The organism is Pseudomonas sp. CFBP 13719, from assembly GCF_014842095.1.
Taxonomy (GTDB): Bacteria; Pseudomonadota; Gammaproteobacteria; order Pseudomonadales; family Pseudomonadaceae; genus Aquipseudomonas.
Genome location: NZ_JACYVB010000002.1, coordinates 818,052 through 838,553 on the forward strand (window position 1 = coordinate 818,052; position 20,502 = coordinate 838,553).

22 protein-coding genes are annotated in these 20,502 nt (G+C 53.1%); 12 read left to right on the forward strand and 10 right to left on the reverse strand.

The features are described from left to right. Positions 1-141 precede the first annotated feature (141 nt). Entirely contained in the window at positions 142-498 is a 357-nt protein-coding gene (locus IFT57_RS09655; protein ID WP_122531648.1) for a hypothetical protein, read from the forward strand. A 55-nt stretch (positions 499-553) separates the two neighbouring features. On the opposite strand, the gene IFT57_RS09660 is transcribed toward IFT57_RS09655, so the two are convergent. Genes IFT57_RS09660 through IFT57_RS09680 form a run of 5 tightly spaced genes read right to left on the reverse strand, consistent with a single transcriptional unit; the run spans position 554 to position 5,424 of the window. Next, positions 554-2,980, reverse strand: coding sequence for a DotA/TraY family protein (locus tag IFT57_RS09660; protein WP_122531647.1), 2,427 nt, complete (start codon positions 2,978-2,980; stop codon positions 554-556). Beyond that, complete coding sequence (locus IFT57_RS09665) at positions 2,977-3,429, reverse strand: hypothetical protein (RefSeq protein ID WP_122531646.1); 453 nt, start codon at positions 3,427-3,429, stop codon at positions 2,977-2,979. Before IFT57_RS09665 ends, IFT57_RS09660 begins: the two co-directional genes overlap by 4 nt. A 2-nt stretch (positions 3,430-3,431) precedes the next feature. Continuing rightward, positions 3,432-4,076, reverse strand: a complete 645-nt coding sequence (locus IFT57_RS09670) for a hypothetical protein (RefSeq protein ID WP_122531645.1) — start codon at positions 4,074-4,076, stop codon at positions 3,432-3,434. An 11-nt stretch (positions 4,077-4,087) separates the two neighbouring features. Continuing rightward, positions 4,088-5,197 (reverse strand): hypothetical protein, encoded by a 1,110-nt coding sequence (locus tag IFT57_RS09675; protein WP_122531644.1) that lies wholly within the window; start codon positions 5,195-5,197, stop codon positions 4,088-4,090. Beyond that, positions 5,194-5,424 (reverse strand): hypothetical protein, encoded by a 231-nt coding sequence (locus IFT57_RS09680; RefSeq protein WP_122531643.1) that lies wholly within the window; start codon positions 5,422-5,424, stop codon positions 5,194-5,196. Before IFT57_RS09680 ends, IFT57_RS09675 begins: the two co-directional genes overlap by 4 nt. Before the next feature lie 105 nt (positions 5,425-5,529). Here IFT57_RS09680 and IFT57_RS09685 point away from each other — a divergent pair, with 105 nt between their 5' ends. From IFT57_RS09685 to IFT57_RS09705, 5 genes are all read left to right on the forward strand, one after another. Beyond that, positions 5,530-6,009, forward strand: a complete 480-nt coding sequence (locus IFT57_RS09685; protein ID WP_241032758.1) for a hypothetical protein — start codon at positions 5,530-5,532, stop codon at positions 6,007-6,009. A gap of 16 nt (positions 6,010-6,025) precedes the next feature. Then, positions 6,026-6,505, forward strand: a complete 480-nt coding sequence (locus tag IFT57_RS09690) for a hypothetical protein (RefSeq protein WP_122531641.1) — start codon at positions 6,026-6,028, stop codon at positions 6,503-6,505. Between the two features lie 24 nt (positions 6,506-6,529). Beyond that, entirely contained in the window at positions 6,530-8,185 is a 1,656-nt protein-coding gene (locus IFT57_RS09695) for a DNA topoisomerase (protein ID WP_241032757.1), read from the forward strand. Positions 8,186-8,257: 72 nt separating this feature from the next. Further along, entirely contained in the window at positions 8,258-8,554 is a 297-nt protein-coding gene (locus IFT57_RS09700; RefSeq protein WP_122531639.1) for a hypothetical protein, read from the forward strand. 192 nt (positions 8,555-8,746) lie between these two features. After that, entirely contained in the window at positions 8,747-9,865 is a 1,119-nt protein-coding gene (locus IFT57_RS09705; RefSeq protein ID WP_192151268.1) for a hypothetical protein, read from the forward strand. 9 nt (positions 9,866-9,874) lie between these two features. On the opposite strand, the gene IFT57_RS09710 is transcribed toward IFT57_RS09705, so the two are convergent. Next, positions 9,875-11,416, reverse strand: coding sequence for a hypothetical protein (locus IFT57_RS09710; protein ID WP_192151270.1), 1,542 nt, complete (start codon positions 11,414-11,416; stop codon positions 9,875-9,877). 62 nt (positions 11,417-11,478) lie between these two features. On the opposite strand from IFT57_RS09710, the gene IFT57_RS09715 reads away from it, so the two are divergent. Continuing rightward, positions 11,479-11,751, forward strand: coding sequence for a hypothetical protein (locus IFT57_RS09715; protein ID WP_192151272.1), 273 nt, complete (start codon positions 11,479-11,481; stop codon positions 11,749-11,751). On the opposite strand, the gene IFT57_RS09720 is transcribed toward IFT57_RS09715, so the two are convergent. Together IFT57_RS09720 and IFT57_RS09725 are read right to left on the reverse strand one after the other, a co-directional pair. After that, positions 11,748-12,227: a hypothetical protein gene (locus tag IFT57_RS09720; protein ID WP_122531635.1), complete on the reverse strand. Its 480-nt coding sequence runs from the start codon at positions 12,225-12,227 to the stop codon at positions 11,748-11,750. The genes IFT57_RS09715 and IFT57_RS09720 overlap by 4 nt on opposite strands. Further along, entirely contained in the window at positions 12,224-12,730 is a 507-nt protein-coding gene (locus IFT57_RS09725; protein ID WP_192151274.1) for a hypothetical protein, read from the reverse strand. The genes IFT57_RS09720 and IFT57_RS09725 overlap by 4 nt, the downstream gene beginning before the upstream one ends. A gap of 74 nt (positions 12,731-12,804) precedes the next feature. Between IFT57_RS09725 and IFT57_RS09730 the strand changes: the two genes are divergently transcribed. From IFT57_RS09730 to IFT57_RS09745, 4 genes are read left to right on the forward strand one after another with little or no spacing between them, the layout of a single operon-like run. After that, positions 12,805-13,491 carry a hypothetical protein gene (locus IFT57_RS09730; protein WP_122531634.1) on the forward strand — a complete coding sequence of 229 codons (687 nt, stop codon included), beginning with the start codon at positions 12,805-12,807 and terminating at the stop codon, positions 13,489-13,491. Continuing rightward, positions 13,481-14,866, forward strand: a complete 1,386-nt coding sequence (locus IFT57_RS09735; protein WP_244657280.1) for a hypothetical protein — start codon at positions 13,481-13,483, stop codon at positions 14,864-14,866. The genes IFT57_RS09730 and IFT57_RS09735 overlap by 11 nt, the downstream gene beginning before the upstream one ends. 2 nt (positions 14,867-14,868) lie before the next feature. Beyond that, positions 14,869-15,984, forward strand: a complete 1,116-nt coding sequence (locus IFT57_RS09740) for a hypothetical protein (protein ID WP_122531633.1) — start codon at positions 14,869-14,871, stop codon at positions 15,982-15,984. Positions 15,985-16,042: 58 nt separating this feature from the next. Beyond that, positions 16,043-18,370 (forward strand): hypothetical protein, encoded by a 2,328-nt coding sequence (locus IFT57_RS09745; RefSeq protein WP_192151276.1) that lies wholly within the window; start codon positions 16,043-16,045, stop codon positions 18,368-18,370. A 60-nt stretch (positions 18,371-18,430) separates the two neighbouring features. Here IFT57_RS09745 and IFT57_RS09750 read toward each other — a convergent pair whose 3' ends face one another. Next, on the reverse strand, positions 18,431-18,826 hold the full coding sequence (locus tag IFT57_RS09750) for a DUF4326 domain-containing protein (protein ID WP_122531631.1): 396 nt from the start codon (positions 18,824-18,826) through the stop codon (positions 18,431-18,433). Positions 18,827-18,886: 60 nt separating this feature from the next. Between IFT57_RS09750 and IFT57_RS09755 the strand changes: the two genes are divergently transcribed. Further along, positions 18,887-19,321 carry a hypothetical protein gene (locus IFT57_RS09755; protein ID WP_122531630.1) on the forward strand — a complete coding sequence of 145 codons (435 nt, stop codon included), beginning with the start codon at positions 18,887-18,889 and terminating at the stop codon, positions 19,319-19,321. 100 nt (positions 19,322-19,421) lie between these two features. On the opposite strand, the gene IFT57_RS09760 is transcribed toward IFT57_RS09755, so the two are convergent. After that, positions 19,422-20,333 carry a replication initiation protein gene (locus IFT57_RS09760; RefSeq protein WP_241032754.1) on the reverse strand — a complete coding sequence of 304 codons (912 nt, stop codon included), beginning with the start codon at positions 20,331-20,333 and terminating at the stop codon, positions 19,422-19,424. Positions 20,334-20,502: the final 169 nt, after the last annotated feature.

A 20,502-nucleotide genomic window follows, 5' to 3' on the forward strand; every position in this document is an offset into this window, starting at 1 on the left:
AGGGAGATCGCCAATGCGCAATATGTGGATAAATCGTACTTCGTAAGCCCTCGAAAATATTTGATGACGCATTGACAAATAGGCAATACACCTTATACTAACGTCATCCAACATGATCCGGCGTACGGACAGGAGATCGAAATGAACATCACCACCTCGCTCTGGAACCTCTTCAAATTTGTGTACCTGCCCATTGGCCTGTACTTCGGCATGCTATACGAATCCACCGGCTTGATTGACCTGAGCTACATGATTGCCAACTCAGTGGCGTCCTTCATGCCTTTTGACGTCTTTGGCGGCGGTTCTGCCATGACGTTGATTCACATCCTGAGCGCTCCTTCGGCGTTGATCGCATGGATGGTTCCTGAAGGCAGCTCCATCGTGTTCCTGCTACCAGCTGCCATCCTGGGTCAGTACGGCATTGTGGTTTTCCTGATCGCAGTATGCTGGATGCTTGCACCGCCGCGCTTCATGCAGCCAAAGCGAGTTTACGAATAAACTTTCAGGAATGAAAAAAGGGGGCCTTGCGGCCCCCTTTCTTTTTGCGCCTTTATCAGGCGCTACCCGAGGATCCATCCTGCTCTTTTTTCTGCTTCATCTGCTCAGCCATGTCCTTGAAGAACTCGCGCTGGTTGGCTTGGTGCTGCCTGTCTCTGCCAGCTTGCATCGCCTTGATCGCGTTACCGTTCAAGCTTCCAGGGGACTTGAGGCCTTCGCCTACGTGGTCTGCGCTTTCGCCAAATGGCGTCACACCGCCACCCATCCATCCCAAGATCTGGTCTGGAATCTTGTGCATGACAGAAATCATGTACCGGCACAGGTTGAGCGAAATGCTGATGTAGATGGAGATCAGGCCAATGATTTCGTAAAGACCCAGGCTCGTCGACAAGCCAGCAACTTTCCAGAACATGGTGTTCATGAGGCTGAACCCGACATAGGACAGCGTCATTGCCGCAAACAGGCCCAGGATGGACAAGGTCGGCCTCAGTACAATGGCGTTAACCAGCTGCAAGGCCCTCTGCAGGTTTTGACCTGCCAGACCATCACCTTCCGGTGTCGCCATCATGATCACTGCAAGAGGCGCAGCCGCGACTGCTTCAATGACTGTCAGCAAGTAGCCGCAGCACATCAGGATCCAGGTGACCACCGGGGTGAATGGGATACCCATTGCCATGATGAAGGACATGCCCAGCAAGGCGCCCATCAAGGGTACCAAGGTCATCACGATGTAGTTGATCGCGCCCGAGCCTGCCGCAGCACCTACTTGAGACAAGATGCTGCCCTCAAGGCCTTTGGAGAATGCCATTGCAGCCAGGCCGATACCCCAAATGACCTCGTTGATGTTCTGCAGACCGCGCCCCATTGAGGACAATGCTGTGAACGGAGAAATCATGCCGCTGGTATTTTCGGTCATTCCGCTATTGGAGCCAACGCCTTCACCCACGCTTGAAGAGGAGCCCATGAAAGTCAGACCGTTCATGAACGTTTGGGCAATAGACACCGAGGCGATATCGAAGAAGCCTACGTCAATGCCGTTGGCACCACTGGTAATTCCGATGATGCCGTTAGCTGCATCAGAAGCGCCTGACGAGCTGGTGTACTGCTTGAGCTCCTCAAGGCGCGCCAGCTTGGACTCTTGGTCTTTCAGGGAGTCATCGCAGCTACCAGACTTGAACCAGCCACAACCGGCGACCCACGACTTGGCATCAGGAGAATAAGTGGCCCCTGTCGTCAACTTGTTGAGGTAGTTGTAGACCGTTGCCTGAAGCTTGGATGCTTCGAAGAACCAGACCCCTGCAGCCATCCAGCCACCTTCGGTCATGGTCTTTTTCCAGGCGGCAGCAATGTCAGGTGTAACGATGGCTGTCTTGGAGGCGGAGATATAGCTGGCGTAGGAAGCAGCCACTGTGTCCAGTGCAGCACCGCTTGTGGCAATTTGATCATAAATCGCCTTGTCTGCCGCGTTGGTGTTGTAGTTGGTTCTGGCAGCGGAAATCTCAGCTGCTGAAGGGCCTTTTGACAAGGTCACAGCTTGAGCAAGCACGCTGTTCAGAAACGTCATGTACGCGGTGGGAACACTGCCCTTGAAATTGTCCGCAATCTTCTTTTCCCAGTCCTGCTTGTTGAAAGCATTGTGAAGGAAAGTGCTCGTGCTTTGGGTGCCTGCCATTGCATCGTTGGTCATCGAAGCAGGGAAAGCGATACTGCCACAGCCATCAAACGAGATGCTGGTCAGCTTCGAGATGTCGCCGAAGTTGAGGGTGTATCCGCTTGAATAATTGAATGCGCCAGTTTTGGCTCCGCCAGCAACATAGGAGAAGTGAGCGGTACCGACAGTCTTGCTGGCAAGACCCTTTTCCTTGAAATACTCGTTTCGGATCACCGAGCAGTGCAGAACGCCCGCGATGTCTTTGAAGGAGTTGTAGTCGTACACCATCGCAGTGGGGATGGTTGGGCTGCCAACAGTCAACAGAACGGCACCCTTCTCCCATACCCAGGTGCCGGCGTTGGAGCCCACGATCACCATCCAGATCACAAGGGATTGGGCAACCGAGAACACTCCGGAACCGTCAGATACAGGAGTGATCATTCCAAATGCTGTTGCGGTTCTCAGTGGGAGCCAGACACTTGACCAGCCCTGGCCGAGCAGCTGACCATCGGCTGCCGTCTTGAGCGCGCCGCCCAGGATCGTGTAAGACAAAATGATCACACCCAAGATCATGGCGACAATGTTTGAGTAGCCTAGAACCTGAGCAAGTGTTGTCGCTTCCTCGGCGCCACCAGGATAGCCGCCAAAGGGCTTGAATACGAACTTGCCGAACAGCTGAGCAAAGCTCTTGTCAGCCAGATCCGTGTCGCTCGGCTTGGCCTGAATCACTTCTGAGATGAAGGATTCTGCCTGCGCGCTGTCAGCAGCGAAGGTTGGGCTGACAAACATTGCCGAGAAGGCAAAGATCAGCGCATAGAGAATGTTTTTCATTGTTTTGTCCCCACCTTGTGGGTCAGAGATAGTGGGAGAAACTGATTGGGGTCTTTAGCAACCGCCGCCAGATAGTCAGGCAGCCGCACAACCCGATTGATTTGTGTGAAAACAGTCTCTCGCGATGCCCACAGCAAAAAATTGAGTTTGACGTAAAACAACTCAAGAACGATGAAGGACATGAGCGAGAGCACAAAACCTTGCACGTTGCCGGCAAAAGCCACCGACAGCAGCGAGATGATGCCCAACACGCCTGCGATGATTGCCGAGATGCGCACGTTGCGATAACGCTTGATGAACTCTTCGGCGCCCATCCAAGGCATGTTGTCATCGAACTCCTGACGGCCTTTGATGCGCTCATTGATGGCATCTTTAATGTCGTTGTACTGGAGCGAAGGCTTGAGGCTGGTTTTGGCCTGCCCGACAATTTCCTTGAAAATACTGATCATGCTTATTCTCCGAAGCACATGGAGCTGATGCCAAGAACGCCGCCAACCATGCAGCTGAACCAGGTGATGTTCATACAGATGAGGCCACCGAAAATTCGGTAGAACGCAGCCCGCTTCATGTTCGCATCACCGCCATCCATACCAATGGTACGAAGCAGATATACCCCATGGACGAATGCAATCAGACCCACAAAGAATACGAAGGCGAATACGGCCTGCAGCGTGTTGGAGTCGATGAATTTACCGAAAGCTGTCTTGCTGACCGCGCCTCCAGCAGCTATGGCCGCTGCCTCTACACCGTTGAGGGCCAAAGCTTCACGACCCTCATAGTCGACACCCGTTGCTGTGGTGCCAATGAAAGATGCTTTCATCAGGCCATAAACCCAGCCAACCGAAAGCATGAAGGTGCCAACAAGCATGTTGACCAGGCCCTGGCCGACTGACTTGTTGCTTCGTCCCGACGATGAGACATAGATTGAGTACAGGCCGTTAGCGAACAGCAGCACACCTATCAGCGAGGAAACCGCAAGCACCACGCCAAACAGCGTGGTGAACTGGGCGACGATGTTCACAGCAGCCGCGTTAGCAAACCCCGGAAGGAAAGCCGCCAGCACCAATGCCAATTTTATTGTTTTTCTGGGCATCATCGTTATTCTTCTTATCTTTTGGTGACGTTATCGAGCGGTGCGTCGACTTGCATCAATACCAAGTTCGCCATCAACTGCTCTTCACGCAGCGACTGCTTGTACTGGGCAACAGCCAGGTGAAGCATGAAGGCATCCATTTCAGCAGCACGCTTCTCAAGCTCTGCAGGAGACACGTAGGCGCTGCTTGAGGTGGTGTCGGCGCAGGAGTTTGTGACTTGGCACAGCCAGCTCGCACTGCCGAATCGGTCATCGGCGAATTTCTGCATTGCAAACAGCTCGCCTGGCTTACGGGTGTTGTTCTCCAGGGTGCCTTGAGTGATGATCAGGACGTTATCCAGCGAAGCCAGGGCTAGGTCACGAATGTTCTCTCGACGCATGTCTGCCAGAGCACTCTGTTTGTAGCTGTCGGTCTCGACGTTGAAGCCGGTGGCCAGCGGAACCTTGGGCGCAATGGCGTTAGCGGCGACTTCGTTCTGGTACTGAGCTGCCTTGTATTCCTTGTCGCTCAAGGCGCCACCTGGAGCCGTGATGAGCAGGGATGGCTTGGCACACATCGAGTTGCCGCTGCTGTCTTTGAGTGCTTCGCAGCTGGCGATGAGCTCACGGGTTTTGGTGGCTTGCACTTCTGCAATCTTGGCGACAGTTGCAGGTTTAGCCTCACCCCCGCCCGCCTTGCCACGACTCAGGTCAGATGTTTCCTGACGCTGGGCTGCCAGCGTTTCAACTTGGGAGTCTGCGTTGCAGAGTGCATCCTCCAGCAAATTGGATACGGTGACTGTCTGACAGGCATCCTGGGCAGGAATCGATTTCTCAAGCTGCTCCATGTTCTGAAGTTCGGCCTGGGTTCGGTTCAGGCGAGCAATCATGTTGGCGAAACCGTTGTTGATGTTGTCCACCTGAAGGCCAGACAGCTCTCCCATCAAGTCCATCTGGGACGCCTGCATGGCAGCGTCCTTTGCCCATTCCATGGCACGCTGCAGGTTGTTCATGATCGATTGCGCCAAGTTGGCGGCATCGGTTGTCGGCAGCAAGGCGTTGGCTGAAGGCGTAATGAGCATTCCGCTGAGAGCGATTGCCGAAAACAATGCCTTCAGTTTGTGTTTCTTGATTGTAGTTTTCACTTCCGGTCTCCTGCTTGACCCAGGTCGATGGTGCGGCCCAATTCATGACTCATGCCAGGCGTCTGGCGCTCACGGCAGAACGCATCGAAATAGCGATTCATGCCGCGCAGGGCCTGCTTCACGTGATCGAGTCGATCGTTACGACCAGCATAATTGGCATCAGGAGAGACGACTTCCTCGACCGTATAGGGGTAAGCCGGGAAGGAAGATAGGGCGAGACTTGACATGGGTACCCCAAACAATGATTTATTCTTATATTGTTGATCATACGGGGTGGCAATTTAACCGTCAATCAGTCAATATATTTAAAAACCGAATAGCCGAGACCCTACATGGACTCTTCCTCACCGAACCCCATGCTCTTTTCTCCGGAAGCTCAGAGTGAGTTCTGGGGAGGCATGCAGCCAGATTTCCGAGCTTTCATTTCTCATTTTGAGAAAAAGGAAACCTTCACCTACGATTTCAATGAGCTGCCCGAGCTTTTCATCCGCATGGCACACGCCCTCCCCCGCGTAGCCCAGCTGCCTATTGATGAAAAGAGCCAGGACATTCTGGTCAAGTTGATCCCGCTGCTTGTCAGCATGCCTTTTGGCACCTGCATCTTCGCGATTCACTGGCTTAACCATCAGGCCGGTGAAAGCCCCATTGGCTGGGGCACGTTGTGCTATCTGGAGGCGACGAACATCACCAACAACGTCGCTGACCACCAGCATTATGATTTGGCGCGCCAACTGGTTGAGCGGATCTCCACGATCATGCGCTCACGCAAGGCGCATGGTATTCACGCCCAATGGCCGTTCAAATCCAATTAATACCGGAGAATCCCTAATGAAGATCAAACAGATCGGGTTAGCCACCCTGCTCAGTGCCATGGCTGTGACAGGGTTGTTCATGTCCGAGTCGGCTTCAGCCGGCTCGTGCCAGACGTACATCGACAAGATCAATAATGTATTTGGCAACCTGGTCAGCAATAGCTGCGTGGGCATCACCAATACACCGTCCCTGGAAAACAACCCTTTCATCTATACCAACCCGGATGGCGGTTGCGATCTGGGCCTGTCGCTTCCTGGTCTGCCAAGCTTCGGCGGAAGCCTGGGTTCTATCGATTCCTGTGCAATCGTCAAGATGGTAACCAGCGATTCGGTTGCCAAAGTCAACACAGCCGTGCGTGACGCGATGAACACATCGGTCAACACGATCAACCAGACAGCTCAGGACACCATCGGCACGAACGTCACGGGCGGTAGTCTGAGCGTGGGCGATCTTGTTGAGCAGCGACTCCAACAGGCCACTCAGTCCGGGAACTAAGCGATGAGGAAAATCCGGGTTTGGGTGATCGAAGCCCCCGGAAAGATCGATTCGCTTAAAATGGCTCTCAAGGATGCAGGTTTCTTAAACGACCGCGTCCTTGCTACCTATGGACGGCTGTACGATCTGCCGGAAGACAAGCTGGGTTTTGACCCCAGCAATCCACACCTGGTCGCCTGGAAAGCCAAGCGGCCCGACCAGATTCGCAAGCTAAAAAAACTGCTTGAGGATGCTGACGAGGTACTGATTGCTACAGATCCGGACATTGAGGGAGAGCTTATCGCCAGTCAGGTTGCGCATCTGTGTCTGGAGAATCAGGTAGTTGACCGGGTTCACTTGGCAGGATTTACAGCCGATTACGTTGAAATCGCCGAACTCAACCGCAAAAAATTGGACTCCGATCGAGTGTCGGCTGCCAAAGCGCGTCGTCTTTTCGACAGGCACTTGGGGTTTATGCTCACCAAGCCTGAGGATCGCTGGCGCATGAGCATGGGTCGCATCGTGACGCCCGTGGTCAAGAGCCTTCATAGCGCCCCAGCAGAAAGCCACATCGTCACCAAGGCGCTTGAGGATGGATGGCATGCAATTGTACGCATTCCTACGACTCAAGCTGTGCATGCTGACACCATCATGAGCATCCTGGACGCACTGCCACGGCCTGATATCGAGTCACGTAAGTCCTTGCCGCTCGAATTTGAAAGAAAGCCACTGACAGGCCCTGAGGCTCTCTCACTGTGCTGCCGATCCTTGAAGAAGCCCTTGGCTGAAATTATTGACTCCGTTCAGCGCAACTACGAGAAAGGAAAACTAAGCTACCCCAGAACCGATAGTCGGCACCTGGGTGAGATCAGTCTACGCTGGGCCGAGCGCATGGCAGTGGCTTACAGCAGGCCTTTCGACCGACAGGTGGCTTTTAATCGTTCGCAAGAGAAGCTTGAGCGCTCCTACGAAGCTCACGAGGCGCTGATTCCCTTGGTTGATGACGTCCCTGACTCCAGCATTCCAACATCGAGCCTGTCATCGGACGAGGCCGTATTGCGAGTCATCGCAATGCACAGCATGAGCCTGGGCGAGCAGCCTGAGCACTTTACTCGTGAAACCGGAGAGCCCCATCTGAACGATGACGGCAAGCGCTGGGTACACGTCTTGCGCTCATGGGGGAAAGGACTGAGTTTTATCCGCGACACGGATGCCCAAGGTAATCATCTCGATCCCTTGCGCCATGAATTACCGAGAGACTGCGACGTCAAACAAGCAAATGTCAGGCAGTGGCGCCATGAAATAGCACACATTGTCATGGAACGATTGATTGAGGATAAGCTGGGCAGACCTTCCACGATAAACCTCCATGCTGCGAAAGTTGCCCAGACTTACCTTGATCAATTTGGATCTACCAATGGCCGAGCACAAATGATGCTTGATCTGGTGGCTGAAAGATCCCCTGAGCTCATAAAGCCCAATGTCGCTGTACAGATCGAGGAAGCGCTAACCAAGCCGCAACCAGGACAGTCCATTGGCTCAAGGCTTCAATCTGCCTGGACAGTGCTTAAGCAGGCGCCTCTTGGATCAGGAGCCCAAGGCACCGGCAAAGCAGCCCCAACGCCAGCTCCGGCAATTCTGGAATCCGTCAGCCAGGCGACACCCACCGTCGACTATGAAGATAGCAGTCCGTCGATTTAGCAATATATTGACGGGCTTCCAAAGTCATCGCATAATCTCCAAACCCTATAAAAACAGCAAGGTAGAAGAAAAATGGGCGTAATGAGCGCGGCTCGTGCATTGACAACCGGCAGCATGGCAAACCTGCGCATTTCCGGGATGATCATCAAAGAAGTGAACACCCTGGTTAAGGCCAAACCACGCGAAGAGGTTTCCCAGGCACTGCTTTCCGACGACGCTATGAAGGTGTTCGCCCAAGGGCTTTACGACAAGCTCTCGGCCCCTCTCAAACAGCAGGTTAAATTCGACGGTTTCCTTGATTTGGTGCTCAAAAACAGGGCCGCCCTGATGAGCAAACCTCGCAATCAGAAGAAAGCTTTGAAAAAATAAGGTTTCCGGGGAGTTTTGAGACACTGAAAAACTCCCTTCCTCCCGCAAGGGCTGCAAAGAAACCGATCTCAGGGGTATTTTTCATCAAAAACCCCGGCAGGTGCTTGATTAAATTATTTCGAAGCGCCATTCTACGCTCCGTCAGCGAATTTCGCGTGCGCATTAAGCCCATTACGCCGGAGCAAGACCAAGATGAGCAGCAAGCAATTAAGCAATTCCCCTAAACCGGAAAATATCCTTAACGCCTTGCAACAGGCCTCCACGCCCTTGTCGATCAACGAGCTTGCCAGCAAAACCAATGTGGTCGCACGCAATCTCCTGAACCCGATTATCAAGCAAATGATTCAGGCGGGGCAGATTTCGCAGACCACTGACTCACCACCAAAATTCAAGCTGTCCGATAATTCCGGGTTTGCTCTGACCAGCAAATCGACTGCACCCAAGGCCAGCGCCAAGGCAACCGACAACGTCGTACACATCTCCCCGAAAAATTCCCGCCAGCCGAAAGAAGAATCTCCCGCCCCAGCCGCTGCACCAAAAACAGCTGCAGCGAACGCCAGTCAGTCTTCGAATGTGCGGGACGGTATCATCCAACTTCTCCAGGAAGCGCCACAGCAAATCGCACTTCTGGAGGACACATACCCTGACTTCGCCGATCTATTGGCCAACCTTCACGCTGATGGCCTGATCATCCAGGATAAATTGATTGGATCTGAAACCATTTGGCTGTCGCCCAAAGGCGAAGATCTTTACACCAAGTTGTTGGCTGATGGTGTTTTGAGCCCCGAGGCTCCAGCGCCACTGGCAGATGCCGCAAGTGAACCAGCGCCGGCACCTACCGCCAAGCCTGCTGCAGCCCAAAAAACCGCTGGCAAAAAAGCTGCCGCCACCAAGGGCGCAGCCGAACCAGAAGGGAAGCGCCCACCAGGTCGTCCAAAAGGTTCGACCAACAAGAAGGCTGCTGAAGAAGAAGTTAAAACCACCGCGAAGTCGGCTGCGCCGAAGAGTTCGACTGCTGCGCCAGCACCCAAAGCTGCAGAAAAACCAGCTGCTACTGTCGCCCCTGCGCCAGCAGCCGCTGCTAGCCCAGCTCCCGTGGCTGACAGTGAAGCCCTCAATGGTCTTGGTGATCAATTGATGGGGCTGCTGCAACTTGCGGCCAAAAACGCAGTGCAAGCCCAAGTTCAGGCTCAGACCCTACAAGACGAGCGCAATACCAAAATCGCTCAGGACATGTCAGTGCTTTCCGATCTGATGATCGAGATGGGCAATCGACTCAAAAGCCTCAGTGAAACCATGACTGCCGAATAATTCTGGCGATCAACCCAAAGCCCGGCCTTCCTGAGCCGGGTTTTTTATGCCCTGGGAATACCCTAATTCGTCCTTTTTCCACTGCGCCCAGAAGTCACCAATGCTCATCATGGTTTCCTCATAGCGCGTAGAGGCCTGTATGGCGCTCGGCGACATGAATTTAGGGAAGTCTGCGTTATGAACCGCTTGTGACTGGATCGCTAAATCTGCGAGCTGATCAGAAGCCCTGCTGTGCCCAGCCATTTTCAATACACCAGCAATTGTTTGCATTTCTTTTCTGACAAAAGCAGGAGAAGCCCCCAGATCCATCTTGATCCCCAGGCTATCGATACCTGCCTGTGCACGCTGAGCATGTGAGTGGATCACCGCCATTCTGAATTGCGAATCCCTCGACCCCCCGGCCAACCTATCAAGCTCTTGCTCAAAGGCCATGGCACTGTCTTCAGGGTGCTTTATAGACCATCCGTAAAGCTGCGCCGCGCAATTCTCCACCCGCAGCACATGTGGCGCGGATTCCGACGCTATAAATTCTTCCATGAGGTTGTGAGCGGTTCGTGCAAGATCTCGCTCGCTAATGTCGGTGAGATCCTGCGGATTGACCAGTGAGGGGAGTTTCCTGAGGCAATGGAATGTATTGTGATCAGCATGTTCCGAGACGCGCTCGGGCAAAATACAGAGCGGCAGAAAATCCCAAGTCTTGGACATTTTGGCTACAAAAAGCGCTGAATAGACGTCTGCGTACACTTCATCTAGCCACTCGTGAATATCTGCATCACCTTCTTTGCCAGACCTTTCAAAGTGGAGCTGATGCGTCTCGTCCGGCATCACGCAATGACCCAACTCATGCGTAAACAGATAGGTTTTGAGTAGCTCCTGACCATGCCATTGACTTGCGCTTTCGCGCTCTGCGTCGGGAGAAAATCTTAGCAAAGACACCGACATCCCCTCCCTTGGGCGAATCAGGGTCGCGTGCGGCTGAAGAGCAAGCTTTTCGCTTCGAAGAAACGTCATCTTGGAGAATGCTCCAAATCGGTGACCTTCATTCTGCTCGTTGAGCGTTTCGCTGACTGCCTTGTTGAACTGGTGACGCTCCTTAAGGTACGAGGCCATTGAGCCCAGGTAGGATTTGAAGGTGAGATCACGACTAAAAAGGCTTTTGACCGCTGGCATGGCGGGTTTTTGCACTGGCTGGTAACGTAAGATGCCATGAGGCAGACTAGAGATCACGTCCGAGAGCGCGGGATCGTCAACATTGAGCAGGATGCTATTGGCAATGCCGTAGCGAACATTGAGCACCTTGTTGAACGCTGACATGCCCGTGATCGAATCCAGCAGCTTTGATTTCCCATCGGCGGCTTGTTGACTGGCCTGGCGAATGCTTTTAACCACAGGGTCAACTTCATTGTCGATTTGGGCAAGCAGATAAGCTCCCAGGGCCGACAAGTTGCGAAACTCGATCTCCTTAAGAAGCGCGGGCAGGTTCTCGCCGTTCCCGGACTTTCCGTCAGAATGCAGCACAATGGCGTTTTTAAGCAGCTGTCTTACTTTCACTTTTTAGTCCTCATGCCTTACCATTGATTCTGAACCTGGAGAAAAGGCCTGCGAAAGACAAAATGCCCATCATCGACCACCCCACTGAGTTTGTTGGCCACTGCGAAGACACCGGAAAGCTCAGGTGCGGCCTGCTCACCACCCTCCTCGACCTCCAGGACATGCCCTTTAAGGGCGCCATCAACGGCTCCCACATCACGATCCTCGGATCAGGCGGGGTCAGTGTCGATTTCAGGGCTAGCGAGGCCGTACAGGCCGCTTTGGCTCAAGGTGCCCAGTTCTGGCTGGGGAACCTTGATGGATCAGAAGAGGCCTGGTTAATCGAACTCCATTAGCCTGAAGCTGCTGGAGCCTCTGCTTTATCGTCAGGGGTATAGCAGCAGGGAGTGAAATTTGAGATTCCGGCTTTTGAGCAGTACGGGATCACTTTTTCGGGATAGCCTGGGTCGATATAGACATCGCTGTCAGTCTTGGCCCAGCTCATGTTCATCTGATCGTTGGACAAAGCACAGGCTTCAAACGTTACGTCTGTCCTGTAGATGTGCTTGGCCTCCGCCTTCCAGTCGACACTGGGTACATCCACAAGATATTTGTCAGTCAGGTCTGTGAGGAGAAAGTCTTCGCTGATAAAATTTCCGTCGCCTTTGTAAATGGTAATGGCACCCGCGATCTGCTGAGCCTGGTTACGCAATTTAGCCGAGAGCGCCTTGGCACCGTTGTCGGTTGCTGCCTTGTCCATCAGCATCATGGAAGACACAAGCACTAAGATTGCAAGCGCCCCTGCAATTATGGCAATAATCAGACTACTCACCAGCTATCCTCCTCTTCAGTAGCCGAGATTTCCCAGACGTACTGCTTGACCTGCATCAATTTAAGGGTAAATCCTTGAAGGATGTCGTTTTCGCGGGTGATGCCATGTCTGTCCATAGGGACAGCGCGCAGAACTTTAACGTCATCGCCCAAAGCCATCAGGCGCTTGGTTCGCACGAAGATGCGGATACCTACTGGGTGAGACGCCTCCCCTGAGCCAATCTGCATAACCAAGAAAAGTCCCGCCTGGTTCTCTACACGCGCAGCGTAGAGCCATTTGGCAGACTTGAATCGGTCATAGAATCGCCTAGGAATGCCCAGGTAAACCTGACCATTGGAGGGCATCAAGCCAAATGTCGAGGAACCATAGGGCCCCAGGATGAAGGTGTGCTTAAGCGACGTCTTGGGGAAGTCGGGACGGAAGTTGAGGATCTCGTGCCCTAGATTGAGCAGCAAGGTTTCCTCGGGATTTTTTCCCACGAGGGGATTGTTTTCACGGGCCATGGCATGCTTATTTTCTTGTTTATTGTCTCGGTAGATATTAGAATCAAAGAAAAAACAAAGCAAGGTCGTTATTCATGTCATTCGACAAAGAAGAAATTGCTATACACCAGATCGAGGACATCCGTCTCGCATTCAGTGCGGCGATGTCGCGCCTGAACCTGGGTAATTACAAGGTTGACGTGGATAACGACAAGCATCCTATCGATGTCGTGACGCACCCGGCTGTGCTGCTTTCGCGCCTTGCAATGCGGGCCGAAGAAACTTCAATCCTGCTCATTGGTGTGCGACTGTTCCCCAATGCCTGCTACACGGTGAGCCGAAGCTCTCCCTGCGGCATGATCATTCAGCATTTTGATGAATTGACCTTCGATCAGCAGACCGATCGCAATATTCAGGATAGTCAGGACTTCCCAGCAGCATCCATGGCCAACATGACCCATGGCCTGATGGGCTTGATTCTGGAAAGTGCCATTGCAGATACCTTCGAAATCGACCAGCAGAACAAGCTGGTTCGGATCAAGCCTCAAAACATGGTCATTCACGGCCTGTTCCGCTCCAGTGCCGAATACGAAGACGGTCAGGGACTGCCTCTGCTCGACGCTGCGATGGTTGCCATTTCCGACCTGCATGGCATGCTCCTGGAAGAAGCTCCTCTCAAAGCACTCAACAAGGCTCGCGAAAAAGCGGCTGAGCTTCAACAGCAGCAGCGCCAGCGCCTGGCCCGCGAGCAGTCGGTAGAGGGTGGCATTGATGGCTTCTAATCGCGATCGCGACAGACCCAATCACCTGCTGGGCGATGATGATCCGACACTGATGGTGGAGGACATTGAAAACAGCTTTGATAGCGATGAAGGTGAAGATAACAGCAGCTTCATTCGCCGGGTCAAAGAGCGCGAGCGTGAAAAAGATCGTCGTCGCCCAACCTCATCACGCCCGGAACCCATGAATCCGGACAAAAAACCCCGTGAGCCTGTTCCCTCTGCCACGCCAGAGCAACCACAAGGTCAGGGGCGGATTGCTTACTATCGGTCTTTGCAGGGATTCCTTCAGGCCGTGGTTGAGGCTGCCCCCCTGTACATGGGTGAGCGTCGACGCAACCCCCACATGAGCGAGGAGGAACTACGTCAGCATGTTGCCTCCCAGTGTCGCAGCCACCTTGATCTGGTCGATCACTGTCTTACCGCAAACAATGCCAATACCCAGGACATTCTGCTGCGCTACATTCGTCGCGCCATGGCCAAAAGCCTAGCCGGGATGTATCTGGACGCGCCGGTAGAAGATCTCCAGGGCCTGGTAGAAATTGCAAAGGCGTGGATTCTTGAAAGCAACGAGTTCGAGAATGCACTGGCAGAGAACTCGACTGGCGACAGCATTCTGGGCGTAAAGCTCTCTCTGTTCACCGCTTCGCTTAAATCCTACCAGCGCCTAGAGGGGCTGTGGTGTGGACACAAACCCAAGGATGTCGTCAGCAAACTGCAAAAGCTGGCCGTTGAGCTTTGCAAGGACGTGTCCTTCAGCTGGAGTAAGCGTTCGCAGATCAGTGACAGGGAGAATCTTTTCAGCACCATGCTTCCTCATTGCCTGGAGGTGCTCGAAGGCGCCTATCGCCAGTGCGTCATGGAAGAACTCGACCCTATCGAGTATTTGCCAAGCGACCCATTGATGGCACTGCCACTATTCGAAAGCACTCTCGAAAACATGGACATGGGCTATGAGGACGCTGCCGCAGAGCAGCTGATCTCACGCGTGCGGGATATCGCTCGTGGGTACCTGGATGGCGCCAAAGTGCCACAGCTGCAACCTGACGACAGTGCACGCTGGAAATCCAATTTCATCGCCCACTTCGATGCTATGATCGCAGAAGCATGGAATGAAGCCGGCAGCGACCTGATCGACGAGCTCAGCAACATGAGCGAAGAAGATAAGGAAGCCTACCTGGAAGAGCACAATTTCATGGAATTTTCGCGGTTTGAAGAAAACTTCAAAAACCGCCTGAGTGGCGAATCTGCGCCATTCTCTGACATTACCATTTCGTTCGAACAGGTTATGGACAAGGCCAAGCATGACATGGCCTGGATTTGGGGCATCTCAGATTCTCTGATCGTCGTGCGTAAAGAACAGCTTCCGGAGGACTGACCATGAAGCTCAAGCAAATGTTTAAGTTGGGCATTGGAACCACGGCGCTTGCAGCATCACTGCAGGCTTCGGCCATGTTTCTGCCGGTGACCGACTATGCCAACCTGGCCAACAACATCATGGACAACATGCAGGCATCCCTCGCTGCCCTCGTGAAGGAGCAGTTCCGGGACACCGTGTTTGACATGACGGGCTTGGGCTCAGAAAATCAGATCGAATCGGTCAACAATGGCGCAGCCAACACTGTTGCTCGGATAAATAAGGTGGCGGCTGACCTTCAAAACATGACTCAGCTTGAGCGCGCTCAGCCTTCGCGAGATGCCTGCTCGGCCACGGTTTCAAGCCAGGCGTTCACAGATTCTCTATGTGCACAGGGCGGTGTTCAGGATGATCACGACAGTCTGATTGATTCGGTTTCAACAAGCCTTTCTGCGCTTTATGCTAATATTGAGACAGGTGCAAGCTCAGTCACCGGCCTGATCACCAATTCAGGTTCAGATGGAGGTACGACAGAAACCCTTTCGGTCAAGGCGTACAAGGAATACCAGAAAAAGCAAATCGCAGCTTATGAGCAATTCAAGAAATGGTCGGACGCCGGCAAGGAGGCTCAAGCCTCCAACCCGAACCTGACCATGCCGATGGGCAATTACAATCCTCAGCTGTCCGATGAAGAAATCGAGATGGCCAAGAATTATGCGTTCGTGACTTACCCTCCCTACGTTAGGAAGAAACCCAGCGATCCCACCAACACCCTTGAAATTGCAGCGGAGCTGCGCCTCAAGAACATGACCAATTTCATCGGCGCCGCCATTAATCGCCAGATCGAGATGCGGGTTCCGCCACAAGCTGGCCAATTGTCGAAGTTGTCGACACTGGAACTACAGACCGCACTGCGCTTTACGGATGACGGCAAGCTTTCTACCGATAAAAACAGCTGGCTTCAACGCACCACCCAGGATAGTTCGTATTCAACCAATGCGATCAATCGGGATGGCGCCATCATGAAGTCGATCAAAATCAAGCAAATGATCGATCGGTACGAATCAAGCCTGTTGCGTGAGCGACTTCTGGCCTCCTACGTCCTGAACAAGCTTGACCCGCCCCAGAAAAACCTTTGATAACAGTTGATGGATGCTGGGCTCCTCGCTCACGATAAAGAAAATAGAGAGTACGTTCATGAGCGATACGACAGCCAACAGTAACTGGGAAGTGCCCAAGTCATATGACGTTGGGGTGGATTACTACCACCGTAACCTGCTCAAGGGCAATCAAGTTGTAGAGCGCTATTTCAAGCAATGGCTGGCTCGCATCGATAAGTCAAATATCGAATCCTTCTATGACTACGAAACGGACGAGCTCAAGCGGTCTGTGAAGAACGGCCATCCATGCGAGATCCATTACGACCAGATTCAGCGCATGGTCAGGGGTGCCAACCTGCCCCTGGATATCGAGAAACAGATCTTCTACCATCTCGACTACATGGACAACAAGGGCATCATCGACATTCGTCGGGTGAAGGAGTACTTCGCCTACGCCGGCATCGAAGGTGTGTACGACCTTGAAAGCGGCAGGCATTTCCAGATCCCCTATGATCCTCCCTTTGCAGTAGACAGCCTCTACATGGAGCGCTGGAAGGACAAGGATCGCGAGGAAATGGCCAGGATGATGGCCGCTCCCGGTGAGGTGCCTCAGTACGATGAGGACATCGAAAAGCTTGAGGCCACCATCTCGACCATGATGTTTGAATCCATGGCAGAGACCGGCCTGCTTGAAAAACTCGAAGCCGAAGGGAAGAACATCGGCATGGAGGTCGGTGATACTTTGGAAGAAATGGAAGAGAAGTCCCGCCGTCATTCCGAAGAAACGCCGGGCTTCAAGCAATATGACAATGATCTCCAGGCGCTGACGTCACAGTTCGAAAAGCGTCAGGATGTCATCGACATGCGGAGCGAGATCCAGAACCTGAAGGTGGATGAAACCGAGAAGCTCGCCCTTGCTCTGAAGAAATACGTGCCTGATGAACCACAGAATCTGTCCGAAATCAGCCCGGAAATCACCAAGGATTGGGACTATGCGTTCGAACACGCCATTGGTGATACTGATCGCTGGGCCAAGGCTTTCTTTGACGGCAAAGATCCGGGCGACTTCCCCAATCATGAGCCTGACGCAGAAGAGCTCAAGCTGCTTGATCCTGTTCTGGTTGAGCAGGGCCGTTTCGACATGGCTCGCTATAAGAACGCCTACAAGGACTTTGAGGTGAAGTATGTGCGCGAAATCCGCGTACGCAACGCAGCCTTTAAAGACTGGATTCTTCAGGACTTCATCCTCAGCCCCATCAACCGTGGCGAGCTTGCCAAGGTTCGTCGCTTGGACATGCCTCGTGATTTTGCCAACGCCGTGAGATCCGAAATGCAAGACGGCCTGATGGAAAAGATTAAGGCTCCAACGAGAATCGAGCGCATCCAGGATGACTCTGGCCGCTACACACTTATTTTGAACGAAAAGCAGGTGGGAAGCTTCCACCCGCAAGAGGTTATGCACATGGCAACCGACAAGAACCAGGCCCCTGAAGAGGTCGACGAAAACAAGAAGAAAAAAACCGAAGAGGATCTGGCTGCCGAGCGAGACGCCGCCTCTGCTGCAATGCTTGACGGACTTGATGAAGATGCTGACGCATACATCCCCAATGAGCCACCACCCGCCGAGCGCAAAGCTGAAAAGCTGAACGAGCAGATCAAGGAAACCGCTCCCAAGGGTGACAAGCCATCTCAGTCATCGGCTGCAAATCCAGGATCCCCTGGTCAGCAACCTGGGGCGCGTCAGTTTGCGCCAGGTGCTGGCAAAAGTGACCCAGCTGCCAACAGGCCGTCCGGCGATCCGCGTGCCGGCAACCCTGGCATGGGTGGCTTTCAACCAGGCATGGGAATGCCAGGCATGGGCGGCGGTATGGGTGGAATGGGAGGCATGCGCCCTGGGATGGGAGGTATGCCGCCACCACTGTTTAACTTCAACGCCAGCTTGCCGAAATTGAGCTTGAAGGGCTTGAGCCTGCCATCCATTCCCTTCCGCTCAAACTTCAATGCTGATTCGATGGCCTCAAGCATCAGCCTTAAATCTCAGGCCATCGGCACTTTGGGCAACATGCTCAAGTCTGGTGAGACCGCAGATGGCGCTCCTCTCTCTGCAGAGCAGACGCTAGGCGCCTGGGGGGAAATGGCCAATGCCATGAAGTCCCTGAACGAGGACATTCAGAAAACAGGCAAGGCGGGTGATAAAAAGCTTAATCCAGTACTCGGCGAAGCCGTAAAAGGCGCCAAAAAAATGCTGGATGAGACTAAGCCTTTTGTCGACGACAAGGCAGGTGAGCCTGGTGCTGTTGGTGAATCTGCTCGCAAGGTCAAGCAGGAGATGGACAAAATGGCCAAAATGCTCATGGAGCTGGTCAAAGCCATTCTCAAGCTGTTCAGCCGACGCCGGGAGCCAGAAGACGCACCGACCCCTTAATGCAAAAACCCCCTCTGAAGGGGGTCTTTTGTGGACATATACCTTGATGAGCACCTGACCCTAGAACAGCATGGCCTGATCAGGTTCGGGTGCACGAGGCTTTGGCCTTATGGGTGCAAGAATTTCTTCCAGGGTGATTTCGCCCAAAAGCACCCGGTATACATCCCCGTGACACACCAGAGGATGGCAAAAGCACCCCAGCTTCTTGCCCTTGAGAAGATCTAGATTGTCCAGAATCCAGGCGCGCCGCTCTGGCTCTACATTGATGTCCGCCCTTCCAGTGATCCAGTCGTGAAAAGCCAAAAGACATGTATATCGGTCAGGCCTGGATAGGGATGTGATTGAGCTTTTACCAAGCGAATAGGGATTTCCGAAATGCATCGGATCATCTTTCGTGCGACCGATATAAATATCACAACGTTCTTTTTTATGGATATTGACGACTGAGGTGACCATTGCTTGCCTCTGATGGGGCTCATGACTGACAATACTAGTATAAGTCGTGGAGACAACGATATGAAAGAAACCTATTTTGTAGGCTACGATCCAGAGTTCAAATTGTGGGATGCTCAGCTTCTGACCCCTGATTTTTCTAATGAAAGTTGGGTATTCAAGGTCACAGCACGCAATGGCCACGATGCGATGATCAAAGGTCTGGAGCAATACCAGAATCTGACCCAGAAGCTGACTGGCGACGAGATGCGCCTGGCCGTTTACATTCAAAACCAGATTGGCCAGTCTTTACGCAAACCAGATGACATCCTGATGGTGGACATCCCACCTCGACTGATGCCGAGCGCAGAAGCACTTGCTGGCCGTGGATTTTTCACCCTGGCTCACCGTGAAGATGCCTTGATCTCGCTTCGTTCAGCCGGGTGGAAGGCGATCAACAAACATGTTCTTGAACAGGTCACCCTGGATCGGGAATATGATGAAGCACTGACCGCCTGAAATAGGGTTTGTTTGCACTCACCGCTGCAAAGCCCGGCACAGTGCATACAACCCTGAGGATAGAGAGCCTGGCACACAGGCTATCGTAAGATGGGGATTCTTAGGCTGCCGCGTGCTGACGCTTAAGGCGAGCCATGACATCCTCTCGCGATTCGCCTGGTCGGGCAGCCTTGTTGATTTCTGCTTCAGTTATCTTAGCGTTTGCCCGGCGCTTTTTCGGCGTCTCAACTGTTCTAGCGCTGATCTTACCTTCGATGACTTGATCACCTGACTCCAAGATCAGAAGCTCCTCCTGGACAGGGAGACCAAAACTGTCTTTCTCCACGTACTGAATCTCGATCGCAACAATCTTGCGGCTTTCGCGCTTTGGCTCAAACTTGATGATCCTGAGATCACTGAAGGTATTGATCTGCTCAAGGGCAGGTTCGATCACTCGCTTTCTCAGATCAGCGTATACCGGGTATGCATCAGCCAATTGCAGGGCAAAGCGCAAGTTTTCAAGAGGAATGAGCGCTACGCCCCGTTGCTTGTACCGAGATTCCACTATCAGCTCGTAGATTCGCACTGCATGGGAGCTTTGCAGCCTAGCCACCGCCTCAAGGCGGTACTTGGTAAAGTTGCCTTTGAGGTTGGCCAGGTACGGTAGGATGTCCTTAGAGAAGCGAACTTCTACGCGGCCACAGCCTTGCAGATAATCGGCGGTCTGAATCCAGCGCGTGTTTCGGTCGCGCTTTCCATCGACCTGAATCCTAACGCTGCGCTCGTACAGCTTGGCCACCGACTCCTTGAGTTCCTGATACGCAGCCATGAGGCTGATGCCGCACAGTTCAGCAAAATCCCTGGCCGTGAAGCCATACATGTGCTCGTCTGTGATGAGCTCATGAGGGTTTCGATCGATCTGGGTGATGCAGCACAGAATGATCCGCATCTCGTTGACAGTCAGCTTATAGCCCGCAGTGATCAGCTCGTTACTTTTGTAAACGTGCATTGAGTTGTGGGCCATGGATGACATTTGCATTCCTTAGGTTCGTTCGAGTTCGTGTGGCGATTGGTGATCTGTATAAGGAAATGTTCCTGGCCATGCCACGCTTTTGTAGCATTACGACCGTTCGTCCGACGAATGGGTCAGGTATTTGTCCACATTAAGACCTAAATCGTCTTTTCATCAAGCTTGTTGTCCA

Excerpts from the sequence above, each read along its gene's own strand:
- IFT57_RS09745 (WP_192151276.1), top strand. The coding sequence starts at position 16,043 with ATGAGCGATACGACAGCCAACAGTAACTGGGAAGTGCCCAAGTCATAT.
- IFT57_RS09705 (WP_192151268.1), top strand. The coding sequence starts at position 8,747 with ATGAGCAGCAAGCAATTAAGCAATTCCCCTAAACCGGAAAATATCCTT.
- IFT57_RS09735 (WP_244657280.1), top strand. The coding sequence starts at position 13,481 with ATGGCTTCTAATCGCGATCGCGACAGACCCAATCACCTGCTGGGCGAT.
- IFT57_RS09730 (WP_122531634.1), top strand. The coding sequence starts at position 12,805 with ATGTCATTCGACAAAGAAGAAATTGCTATACACCAGATCGAGGACATC.
- IFT57_RS09670 (WP_122531645.1), bottom strand. The coding sequence starts at position 4,076 with ATGATGCCCAGAAAAACAATAAAATTGGCATTGGTGCTGGCGGCTTTC.
- IFT57_RS09685 (WP_241032758.1), top strand. The coding sequence starts at position 5,530 with ATGGACTCTTCCTCACCGAACCCCATGCTCTTTTCTCCGGAAGCTCAG.
- IFT57_RS09750 (WP_122531631.1), bottom strand. The coding sequence starts at position 18,826 with ATGGTCACCTCAGTCGTCAATATCCATAAAAAAGAACGTTGTGATATT.
- IFT57_RS09740 (WP_122531633.1), top strand. The coding sequence starts at position 14,869 with ATGAAGCTCAAGCAAATGTTTAAGTTGGGCATTGGAACCACGGCGCTT.
- IFT57_RS09755 (WP_122531630.1), top strand. The coding sequence starts at position 18,887 with ATGAAAGAAACCTATTTTGTAGGCTACGATCCAGAGTTCAAATTGTGG.
- IFT57_RS09660 (WP_122531647.1), bottom strand. The coding sequence starts at position 2,980 with ATGAAAAACATTCTCTATGCGCTGATCTTTGCCTTCTCGGCAATGTTT.
- IFT57_RS09690 (WP_122531641.1), top strand. The coding sequence starts at position 6,026 with ATGAAGATCAAACAGATCGGGTTAGCCACCCTGCTCAGTGCCATGGCT.
- IFT57_RS09700 (WP_122531639.1), top strand. The coding sequence starts at position 8,258 with ATGGGCGTAATGAGCGCGGCTCGTGCATTGACAACCGGCAGCATGGCA.
- IFT57_RS09715 (WP_192151272.1), top strand. The coding sequence starts at position 11,479 with ATGCCCATCATCGACCACCCCACTGAGTTTGTTGGCCACTGCGAAGAC.
- IFT57_RS09760 (WP_241032754.1), bottom strand. The coding sequence starts at position 20,333 with ATGTCATCCATGGCCCACAACTCAATGCACGTTTACAAAAGTAACGAG.
- IFT57_RS09680 (WP_122531643.1), bottom strand. The coding sequence starts at position 5,424 with ATGTCAAGTCTCGCCCTATCTTCCTTCCCGGCTTACCCCTATACGGTC.
- IFT57_RS09665 (WP_122531646.1), bottom strand. The coding sequence starts at position 3,429 with ATGATCAGTATTTTCAAGGAAATTGTCGGGCAGGCCAAAACCAGCCTC.
- IFT57_RS09725 (WP_192151274.1), bottom strand. The coding sequence starts at position 12,730 with ATGGCCCGTGAAAACAATCCCCTCGTGGGAAAAAATCCCGAGGAAACC.
- IFT57_RS09655 (WP_122531648.1), top strand. The coding sequence starts at position 142 with ATGAACATCACCACCTCGCTCTGGAACCTCTTCAAATTTGTGTACCTG.